The organism is Streptomyces megasporus, from assembly GCF_000718985.1.
GTDB lineage: Bacteria > Actinomycetota > Actinomycetes > Streptomycetales > Streptomycetaceae > Streptomyces > Streptomyces megasporus.
Map to the genome: position 1 here is coordinate 22,164 of NZ_JODL01000039.1, position 9,980 is coordinate 32,143.

The 9,980-nt window shown below is 73.1% G+C and carries 8 protein-coding genes and 1 pseudogene; 5 read left to right on the top strand and 4 right to left on the bottom strand.

The features are described from left to right. The first annotated feature begins 331 nt into the window (after positions 1–331). Positions 332–1,714, top strand: coding sequence for a peptidase C39 family protein (locus tag IF47_RS0124670; protein WP_031511198.1), 1,383 nt, complete (start codon positions 332–334; stop codon positions 1,712–1,714). Between the two features lie 285 nt (positions 1,715–1,999). Here the strand turns inward: IF47_RS0124670 and IF47_RS30885 are convergent, their stop codons facing one another. Next, the gene (locus IF47_RS30885; RefSeq protein WP_157840044.1) at positions 2,000–2,188 is read right to left on the bottom strand and encodes a hypothetical protein; all 189 of its coding nucleotides are present in this window, start codon (positions 2,186–2,188) and stop codon (positions 2,000–2,002) included. 148 nt (positions 2,189–2,336) lie between these two features. Between IF47_RS30885 and IF47_RS0124675 the strand changes: the two genes are divergently transcribed. Further along, a complete protein-coding gene (locus IF47_RS0124675) occupies positions 2,337–2,744 on the top strand; it encodes a YciI family protein (protein WP_031511199.1) in 408 nt (135 codons plus the stop codon). A 7-nt stretch (positions 2,745–2,751) separates the two neighbouring features. Next, the gene (locus tag IF47_RS0124680; protein WP_031511200.1) at positions 2,752–3,903 is read left to right on the top strand and encodes an RNA polymerase sigma factor; all 1,152 of its coding nucleotides are present in this window, start codon (positions 2,752–2,754) and stop codon (positions 3,901–3,903) included. Between the two features lie 189 nt (positions 3,904–4,092). Here IF47_RS0124680 and IF47_RS31965 read toward each other — a convergent pair whose 3' ends face one another. After that, positions 4,093–5,811, bottom strand: a complete 1,719-nt coding sequence (locus tag IF47_RS31965; RefSeq protein ID WP_051718199.1) for a glucuronyl esterase domain-containing protein — start codon at positions 5,809–5,811, stop codon at positions 4,093–4,095. Positions 5,812–6,419: 608 nt separating this feature from the next. Between IF47_RS31965 and IF47_RS0124690 the strand changes: the two genes are divergently transcribed. Beyond that, positions 6,420–7,535 carry a ferric reductase-like transmembrane domain-containing protein gene (locus IF47_RS0124690; RefSeq protein ID WP_078592091.1) on the top strand — a complete coding sequence of 372 codons (1,116 nt, stop codon included), beginning with the start codon at positions 6,420–6,422 and terminating at the stop codon, positions 7,533–7,535. 166 nt (positions 7,536–7,701) lie between these two features. Further along, a complete protein-coding gene (locus IF47_RS0124695; RefSeq protein WP_245641228.1) occupies positions 7,702–8,976 on the top strand; it encodes a DNA cytosine methyltransferase in 1,275 nt (424 codons plus the stop codon). A 75-nt stretch (positions 8,977–9,051) separates the two neighbouring features. Here the strand turns inward: IF47_RS0124695 and IF47_RS0124700 are convergent, their stop codons facing one another. Continuing rightward, positions 9,052–9,483: a very short patch repair endonuclease gene (locus tag IF47_RS0124700; RefSeq protein WP_106982647.1), complete on the bottom strand. Its 432-nt coding sequence runs from the start codon at positions 9,481–9,483 to the stop codon at positions 9,052–9,054. A 78-nt stretch (positions 9,484–9,561) separates the two neighbouring features. Further along, positions 9,562–9,980: pseudogene (locus tag IF47_RS0124705) on the bottom strand (protein-L-isoaspartate O-methyltransferase); the annotation flags it as partial.

Below are 9,980 nucleotides of genomic sequence, written 5' to 3' on the forward strand. Positions count from 1 at the left end.
GACGGTGCCGGCGGGCCCGTCCGGGGAGGTGTCGGAGGAAACGCCCGCGGGGACGTCGGAGGAACGGAAAGCCACCGCTCCAGCGTACGACCGTCCACCGGCGCCCGGCGCCCCGCGGCGACCACCCGACCGCCTCCCGTACGGCCCCCGCGTGCCAGAGGCCGAGACCAATGATTCCGGGTGACCGACGGGCGTGAGTACTGGCCCCGGTCATCCACCGGGGGCAAGATGAGGACACCTCGTCACGGTGCCCCGCCGCACCGCACCCGCCACACCCGCGCGGTTCCCGGACGCGGCGTCCCGCACGCACCGACTCACGGAAGGACCGGGCATGACCGACAGCAGACCGGCCACCCGCCGTACAGTCATCGCCGCCGCCATCGCCACCGCGGCGACCACCGCCGTGGCCTCCTCGGCCGTCGCCTCCCCGCTCACCGTGGCCCCGACCGCCGTCCGCGCGGGCCGCCGTCCGGGGCGCTCCACCGTGGACTACCACGCCTGGACCTCCGTCCCCGACTGGCGCTCCGGCACCGCCGAGGGCACCCGGGTGGCCGCCGGACGGCGCCCCGGCGTCACGCTCGCCCGCCCCGCGGGCACCACCGCCTACACCGACCCGCACACCGGCCGCACCGCCTCCTGGGAGTACGCCGTCTGGACCTCCCCGGAACACCGCCTGCCGGTGCCCGCGAGCGAACTCGTCGCCTCCTGGAACGCGCACACCCCCGCCGGCACCTGGATCCGGATCGAGATGCGCGGCACCTACACCGACGGCACCGACACCCCCTGGTACACCCTGGGCATCTGGGCCTCCGGCGACCAGGACATCCGCCGCACCTCCGTGGACGACCAGGGCGACGGCAAGTCCAGCGTCTGGACCGACACCTTCGCCGTCGACGACACCGACACCGGCCCGCGCCTGGCCTCCTACCGGCTGCGCGTCACCCTCCACCGCACCCCCGGCAGCGACGCCACCCCGACGGTCTGGCGGCTGGGCGCCATGGGCTCCGACGTCCCCGCCCGCTTCGAGGTCCCGGCCACCGGACCGGGCGTGGGCGCGGGCGTCGAACTGAACGTCCCGCGCTACTCGCAGAACATCCACATCGGCCAGTACCCGGAGTACGACAACGGCGGCGAGGCGTGGTGCAGCCCCACCTCCTCGCAGATGATCATCGAGTACTGGGGACGCAAGCCCACCGCCGAGGACCTGGCCTGGGTCAACCCCGAGTACGCCGACCCCCAGGTCTGCCACGCCGCCCGCTTCACCTACGACTACCAGTACTCCGGTTGCGGCAACTGGCCGTTCAACACCGCCTACGCCGCCACGTACCGCGACATGCAGGGCATCGTCACCCGCCTGGACTCGCTCACCGACGCCGAGCACCTGATCCGCGCGGGCATCCCCCTGATCACGTCCCAGTCCTTCATGGAGTCCGAACTCGACGGCGCGGGCTACGGCACCGCCGGCCACCTGATGACCGTCATCGGCTTCACCGAGGACGGCGACGTCATCGCCAACGACCCGGCGAGCGACAGCAACGATGCGGTCCGCCGCGTCTACAAGCGCCGTCAGTTCGAGAACATCTGGCTGCGTACCAAGCGCTACGACGCGAACGGCCGGGTCAGGAGCGGTACGGGAGGCATCTGCTACCTCCTCTTCCCGGCCCGGCCCTCTCCGGCGCAGCGCCGCGCCCTGCGCCGGCTCGGCATCCGCTGAGCCCACCACCGGGCGAAGGCGGCCCGCCGTGACCCTGATCGAGCAGTGCCCCAGCCACCGGGACACCGCGCGGAGGGGACCACTGTTGCTCAAGGGCACGGCGGGCCGGGTGTGCCGCAGATCCTGTGGGTGTGCTCCCGCACGTCCGGCCGCCGGATCGCGCGGCCCCCGGACTTCCGGAACAGGTCCGGGCACGGCGCTCCAGACCAGGTCGGCTTGCTCGTCCGGGGCGGTGGTGAAGCCGGTGACGATCTCGGTGGGCGTGGTGTCGCTGAAAGTGGTCGCTCAGTGCGGCGGGCCGAAGGGAATGCCGTGGGCGGCGATCTCCCACAGGGCGCCGTCCCGGCCCTCGGGCAGGTAGCCGAGGCGGACGGTGCGGTCGGGTGCGGTGACACATGCGGGGCCTTCTCCCGCATCGGCCGCCCGGTCGCTGCCGAGCTTGGAAGGTCTCGTTCCGCACCGCTCTCGCGCCACGCCGCGGGCCCGGACACCGCGAGGCGGCTCTCCGGCCCTCCGCCACGAGGTCGAAAAATCTCGGCCGGTGATGTCGAGAACCCTTGACCGGCTCCGTCCCGGCAGTGAACGCGACCACAATGGGTCGCATCAGCACCGAGGAGAGACGATGGCCAAGTACCTGCTGCTCAAGCACTACCGCGGTGCCCCGGCTCCGGTCAACGACGTCCCCATGGACCAGTGGACGCAGGAGGAGATCTCGGCCCACGTGCGGTACATGAACGACTTCGCGGCCCGGCTGGAGGAGACCGGCGAGTTCGTCGACAGCCAGGCACTCGCCCCCGAGGGGGCGTGGATCCGGTACGACGGCGAGGGCCGCCCGCCGGTCACCGACGGCCCGTTCGCCGAGACCAAGGACCTCATCGCCGGCTGGATGGTGATCGACGTCGACAGCCACGAGCGCGCCATCGAGCTGGCCGGGGAGCTGTCGGCAGCCCCCGGAGCGGGCGGGAAGCCGATCCACGAGTGGCTCGAGGTGCGTCCGTTCCTGACCGCGCCGCCCACCATCACGGAGTGACCCCGAGATGGACGAGGCCCTGCTCCGGAGCCTCACACCGAGCGTGCTCGCCATCCTCGTCCGCCGCGGAGCCGACTTCGCGGCGGCCGAGGACGCCGTGCAGGACGCGCTGGTCGAGGCGGTCCGCGTCTGGCCGACCGACTCCCCGCGGGACCCCAAGGGCTGGCTGGTCACCGTGGCCTGGCGCAAGTTCCTCGACGCGGCCCGGGCGGACGCCGCCCGCCGCCGGCGTGAGGGCCTCTTCGACGAGGAGCCGGCACCCGGGCCCGTACCCGCGGTGGACGACACGCTCTGGCTCTACTTCCTGTGCGCCCACCCGTCGCTGACGCCGTCGTCCGCGGTCGCGCTCACCCTGCGCGCCGTCGGCGGGCTCACCACCCGCCAGATCGCCCGGGCCTACCTGGTGCCCGAGGCGACCATGGCCCAGCGCATCAGCCGGGCCAAGCGCACCGTCTCCGGCGTGCGGTTCGACCGACCCGGCGACGTCGCCACCGTGCTGCGCGTCCTCTACCTGGTCTTCAACGAGGGCTACTCCGGCGACGTCGACCTCGCCGCCGAGGCCATCCGGCTCACCCGGCGGCTCGCGGCCGCCGTCGACCACCCCGAGGTGGCGGGGCTGCTCGCCCTGATGCTGCTCCACCACGCCCGGCGCGCCGCCCGGACCGCGCCCGACGGCGGCCTGGTACCGCTCGCCGAGCAGGACCGCGGCCGGTGGGACACGAACTTGATCGCCGAGGGCGTCGAGATCCTGCAGGCGGCCCTCGCCCACGACCGGCTGGGCGAGTTCCAGGCCCAGGCCGCCATCGCCGCCCTCCACGCCGACGCGCCGACCGCCGAGGAGACCGACTGGGTGCAGATCGTCGAGTGGTACGACGAGCTCGTGCGTCTGACCGACAGCCCGGTCGTCCGGCTCAACCGCGCGGTGGCCGTCGGCGAGGCCGACGGACCGCGCGCCGGACTGGCGGCGCTCGCGGAACTGGACGGAACGTTGCCCCGCCACACCGCGGTGGCGGCGTACCTCCACGAGCGCGACGGCGACGTGGCGACGGCGGCACGGCTGTACGCCGAGGCGGCTCGGAAGGCCCCCAACCTCGCCGAGCGCGACCACCTGACGCGCCGGGCCGCCCGGCTCAACGCCCACCGGCGTCACCCGGGGTGACACTGCTCGAAGAACCCGCGGCTCCGTGGCCGGGGCCGTCGCCCCACGGTGAGGGCGGCCGGCGCGAGAAGGGCCGGGCGGTGCGAGCGGTGCGGGAGCGGTGCGCATGGCGGGGCGAGACCGCGAGGTCCCGCCCCGGCGAGGTGGACGCGGTGCCGGGGCGGGACCGTGGGGTGTGTGCGGGAGGGGTCAGGGACTGGTGCAGGTGATGCCGCTCGGCGCCGTCGAGGAACCGCCGGCGACGAAGCCGAAGGTGACGGTGCCGTTGGCCGCGAGGTTGCCGTTCCACGGGTCGTTGCGCACCGTGATGGATCCGCTGGTCCCGGTGTTCCGACCACCCCAGAGGTTGCCGATGGACTGGCCGGGGGCCAGGGTCATGCCGACGGTCCAGCCGTTGAGCGCGCTGGTGCCGTTGTTGCGGACCGACACCTCGCCCTGGAAGCCGCCGGACCAACTGTTGACCGTGCGGTAGGTGGCGGTGCAGGTGCCGTCGTTCGTGCCGCCGCTGCTTCCGCCGCTGCTTCCGCCGCTGGTCCCCCCGGTGGTGCCGGCGCTGGTGCCTCCGGTGTCACCACCCGTGCCGCCTCCGGTGGTGCTCCCTGTGGTGCTTCCGGAGGTGCCTTCGGAAGTGCCTCCGGAGGTGCCGCCGTCGGCGAGGGTCGGGGTCTGCCAGGTCCTCCACTCGGAGAGGTTGGCGGACTTCTTGCTCGAGATCCTGAACGTGCCCGAGCTGCTGCCCGTCTTCAGCAGGAACTTCTGGATGTGCTGCTGGATGGGCGTCCGCCACTCGGACCTGACGGCGCAGTGGTCGCCGCTCTGGACGTCGGACCAGTAGGTGATGTTGCCGCCCGCGCCGAGCGCCTTGTAGATCTCCGCTCCGCCCAGGGCCGCCACGGCCCCGGACCTGGCCCCCAGCCAGTCGATGTGGGGGTTGTCCATGATGAGCAGCCCTCGTGGCGCGACCATGCCCACGATCTGGTGGGTGTCCACCGGCAGCGAGCTGGGGTTGCCCGTGTAGGAGCCGAACGCGTCGCCCAGCCACGGCTGTTCCGAGTAGGCGCTGCTCAGGGGTTGGGCTCCGCTCTCCCTGGCGATCGAGCGGAAGGCGCCGACGCCGCCGCTGCCGGATTCGATCGGCATGGTCAGGGCGATGCGCTGGTCGAACGCGCCGGCCACGAAGGCGCCCTTGCCGTACCGCGAGCATCCCGTGACGCCGGTGGCGTCCGCCGTGAGGATGGTGCCGCCCGACTGCTCGATGACGTCGATGATCCGGCTGACTCCCCAGGCCCAGGCCGCCAGCAGCCCCGTGCCGCTCTGGGCGCCGTAGACGCTGTAGAACGCGCCCTGCTTGTTGTTCCGTGCCGTGCCCTCCCGCCCGACGGAGAAGGGGTCGTAGCTGATGACGGCGGCACCGGAGGTCTTGATGGTGGCCGTGTCCGCTCCGAATCCCCCGTAGACGACGACGGCGGGGAAGGGGCCGGAGCCGCTGGGCAGGTCGACGCTCGCCGAGAAGCCGGCGCTCTTGCCCTGGTGCCGCACGTTCACGGTGATGCCGGTCCTCGTGACCGTCCCGGTGACGCTCTCCGGCTTCCCGGGCTTCTCGCCGTAGACGGACCTCTCCGCCAGCTCCCTGATCTCCGCCCGCCTGCACCGCCAGTCGGACTTGGTGGAGACGCGCGTGCCGTTCAGCTTCCGGAAGGGGTCGGGAAGCATGGAGTCGGCGGCGGGAGAACCGGGGTCGGGCACCGGGCAGTCGGCGCCGTCGTCCTCGACGGGGAGCGCCTGCGCGGCGGCCACGAGGCGGTCGGTGGCGCCCGCCTGTGGGACGAGGGCGGCGGTCGCCAGACTCGTGACGGCCACGAAGACCGCGGCTGCCCACACCCGCGGTCGATGTCGGTGGAAGCGCATGGGGGGACCTCCGGAGGAAGGCGCGTGGTCGGCGGGAACGGCCCTTGGCCGGACGGCGGGGAGCCGGTGCCTGCCGGGGCACGCCGGACGGTGGGAAGTGCGCCGGTCCGGCCGGGCAGGGATGCCGCCGCGCGCGGTGGCCGAGAGGGCGTGCGCGGATCCCCGGCGAGGAGGCTGCGCGGGTCGCGGGGCACCGAAACCGGACCTGGGAGCGCTCCCAGGCTAGGAGGGGGTTCGGGGCATGACAACAGGGCGGTGCGGACCGGCTCAGGTTGGCCGTTTTCGTGCTCCCGTCGACGAGTGCGGCGTCCGCCGCGACCGGGTGGAACGGTGGAAATCGACCATGTGACAGCCGTTCGCGCCGCGCCTGACGGAAGCTTCCGGCCACTTTCCGGTAAGGAAGCGAGGTCTTTCGGAAGCGCTTCGGCGGCCATGGGGCACGGCAACCGGGGACGGCGATCGCTGAACGTGTCCTTCCGCCCGGTGGAGCTTTCCGGGCGAGGTGCTTGTGGATACTCTCGGGCGTCCGTGCCGGCGCCGTCGTGTGTGCGGACGTCCGGTCGGGAGAACCACCGTTGCCACCCCCCACAGGAAAGCGGTGTCCCGCCATGGCAGGAATCCCGAGCCCCACCGTCCCCGCGGCTCGCGGGAGACGATTCGACCGACTCGCGCTGAGAGAGGACCTGCGCGCCGCGCTGCCCGACGCCACCGCGGCGCTGGTGATCACCGCCGGGATCTTCGCGTGGCTGTACGCGCGCGTGGCCTCCGGCGCCTCCATGACGCTCCAGGTGATGCCCGAGCTGGCCGACGCGGATCGGTACTGGATGTACTGGCTGTGCCAGGCGTTCGGCTGGTCCGGGCTGCTGTGGGCGTGGATCACCATCATGCTCGGCCTGGTCAGATCGAGCACCCGTCCCGCGTGGCTCGGGGTGTCGGTGGCCCGGATCGAACGGCTGCACCGCACCACCAGCCTGACCACGATGGGTCTGATGTTCGCCCACGCCCTGATGTTCTTCGCCGAGCTGGTGCGGGCCGACGAGGACGGGGCGGGGTGGCCGGGACGGCTGTTCACCTCCTTCGCCGAGGTCTTCGTCCCCGGCTTCTACTCCTCGGGAACGGGCCGGATCGCCATCCTGATCGGTCTGCTCGCCCTCTACCTCGCGGTTCCGCTCGGGCTGGCGTACTACCTGCGCCGGGCCACCGGAGCCCGGATGTGGCGGGCCCTGCACCGGTTCGTGATCGTGGTCTACGCGCTGAGCGTGTGGCACACGCTGCTGTACGGCACGAACGTCTGGTACGACGGGACGTTCCGCACCCTGGTGTGGCTGCTCCAACTGCCCGTCGCCGCCCTGTTCCTGGTCCGTCTGCTGGCGCCCGCGCGACGCGCCGAGCGCCTGCGTCCGCGCGGTGCGGGCACGGGGTCCGGTCCGCTGTGGACGGCGGCGCGCCTGGCCGGCCGGATCGCCGTCGCGGCCGGTGTCGTCGTGCTGCTCGCGGTCGCCGTCACCGGGCGGGACGGGGGCCGCACCCCCGGCGTCGCCGGCGCCGGCCTGAACGTCACCCAGGCGCAGGTGTGGATGGGGCTGGCGGTGCTGCTCGCCACCCTCTGCGCCGTCGCGTACCGGCTGCGCCCCGCGCGTCTCGCCGCTCCCGCTCCCGCGCCGCCGGCCCCGTCGGCCCCGTCGGGCCCGGCGGCGAGCGAGGACGGCGGCGCCGGCCGGTGACACGGGCCGCGGCGCGCGTGGACCTCGGTCGCGCCGGGGCGACGGACGGTGTTCGCGGGGGGGCTCCTCGCGTTCCCGGCCCGCGCGCCGCGTACGCCGCGGTGAGGGGGCGACGGCCGCGCGGGCGGTGCTCGACCGGCGGTCGGGCCGGCTAGACTTCACGCCCATGGCCAACGCAGAACCCCGTCCGCTCCACTCCGGACGGATCCGTGTCATGGATCTGTTCGCCGGAGCGGGCGGGTTCTCCGCCGGGTTCGCCGGTTACCGGCCGGCCCGTGGCGAGAACCCGTTCGTCTCCGTGGCGGCGGTCGAGTTCGACCCGGCGGCGGCCTCCACCTACGCCGCGAACTTCGGCGGCGCGCACGTCCACGCCGGGGACATCGCGGACTTCGACCCGACTCCCTTCAAGGGAGAGGTCGACGTGATCCTGGGAGGGCCGCCCTGTCAGGGGTTCTCCGGCCTCGGCAACGAGGACCCGAACGACCCGCGCAACGAGCTGTGGCGCGAGTACGTGAACGTCGTCGCCAAGGTCCACCCCAAGATCTTCGTGATCGAGAACGTCGACCGCTTCCTGAGATCGGGCCAGTACCGGGAGTTGAAGGACGCCTCACGGCGTCGCGGCCACCCGCTGTACGACTACGACGTGGCCACCGCGATCCTCAACGCGGCCGACTACGGCGTGCCGCAGGCCCGCCGCCGCGCCATCGTCATCTGCACCCACAAGGACTTCGACACACCCCTCGAACACCCCGCCCCGACGCACGACAGACGCGGGTACGCGCCGCCGGAGGGGGACGGAGGGGAGGCGCCCGCCCCCGCGCCGCCGGGCGTCCTGCCGCGGTGGATTCCGGTGTCGCGCGTCTTCGACGTCTCGGCCCGTCTGCCGGTGGCGGACCGGATGCCCGAGTCGCGGGGAGGCGACGCCCACGTCGCGGGCGTGCCCGGCCACTACCTCACCACGGACCTGCACTTCGGGCGCAACCCCGAGATCCTCTCCCGCGCCCGGTACCGGGCGATTCCCGAGAACGGCAACCGCAACGACCTGCGCGGGAAGTACTTCAAGATCGACCGGTCGGGCCGCATCCGCCTGTCCACCGAGGAGGGATACCGGCGGATCAAGGGCCCGGAGACGTACCTGTCCACCGCGAGCTGGGACAGGCACGACAAGGGATCCGGCGACGTCATGGGCCGGCTGCGGAGGAACGAGCCGTCGGTGACCATCCGCACCGAGTTCTACAAGCCGGAGAAGGGCCGGTACCTCCACCCGACGGAGGACCGACCCATCACCCACTACGAGGCCGCGCTGATCCAGGGCTTCCCCGAGGACTTCAAGTGGTACGGGTCGAAGATCCAGATCGCCCGCCAGATCGGCAACGCCGTGCCGGTGGGCCTCGCCGCGCGACTCGCCGAGGCCGTCCACGACTTCCTGTCCCGCCGATAGCCCGGCAGGACCAACGGCGGTACCAGCGGCGGAACCACCGGCCGGGCCACGGGCGCGGGCCGCGGGCCGCACGGCTCAGAAGCCGGGCCCGCCGCGGCGCCGGCTCGCCACCAGCGCGGCGATCCTCGCCGCGGCCTCCGCCGGGTCCTCGTGCTCCCACACCCGCACCGACGCCCAGCCGGCCTCCGCCAGCCGGGTGTCGGTGTCGAGGTCGCGGGCACGGTTCCCCTCGATCTTCCGGCGCCAGAACTCGGCGTTGTTCCTCGGCCAGGTCGCGTGCTCCGGACAGCCGTGCCAGAAACAGCCGTCGACGAACACCGCGACACGGGCCGGACCGAAGACGATGTCGGCCTCCCGCCGCACGCCCTTCACCGGTCGGCGGTGGACGCGGTACCGCAGTCCGGAGGCGTGCAGCACCCGCCGCAGCGCCAACTCCACCTCGGTGTCGCGGCTCCGCTGCCGACTCATCCGGCTCCGGGTCTCCGCGGTCGTCTCCAAGCGCCTCACACGCCCATTCTGCCGACCCGCACCGACACCACGAGCCCCACCGGAACCACAAGAACCACCGGCCTCACACGACACCGTTCACGCGCGGTCCGCCGGGGGCGGTTCGGCCGGCAGCTCCCAGGAGATCGCGGCCGTGCCGCTCCCGGCACCGACGCACTGCCGGCCGTCGTCGGAGAACTCCAGCCGGTACGCGTTCGGCCGCCCGACGCGTACCCACCGCCGGTGAACCGCCTCGACCTCGCCCCAGACGTCCCGTTCGCCGCCCGACTCGACCCGAGGGGGGCCGGGACCGTCGGAACGCGCCACGGCCCAGGACTCCTCCTCGGGGGCGATCAGTGTGAGGTGCTCGGCCTGGAAGTCCCGCACCAGGCCGGGGGCGAGGTGGGACAGGGCCGACCATTGACATCCTCCCCGACCTAAAGGCCGGGGATTCCCGCCTGCTCCCACCGGATGGGTGAGGGCTTCGGGTGGGTTCCTGCTTCGCTGCGCGGTGCGGG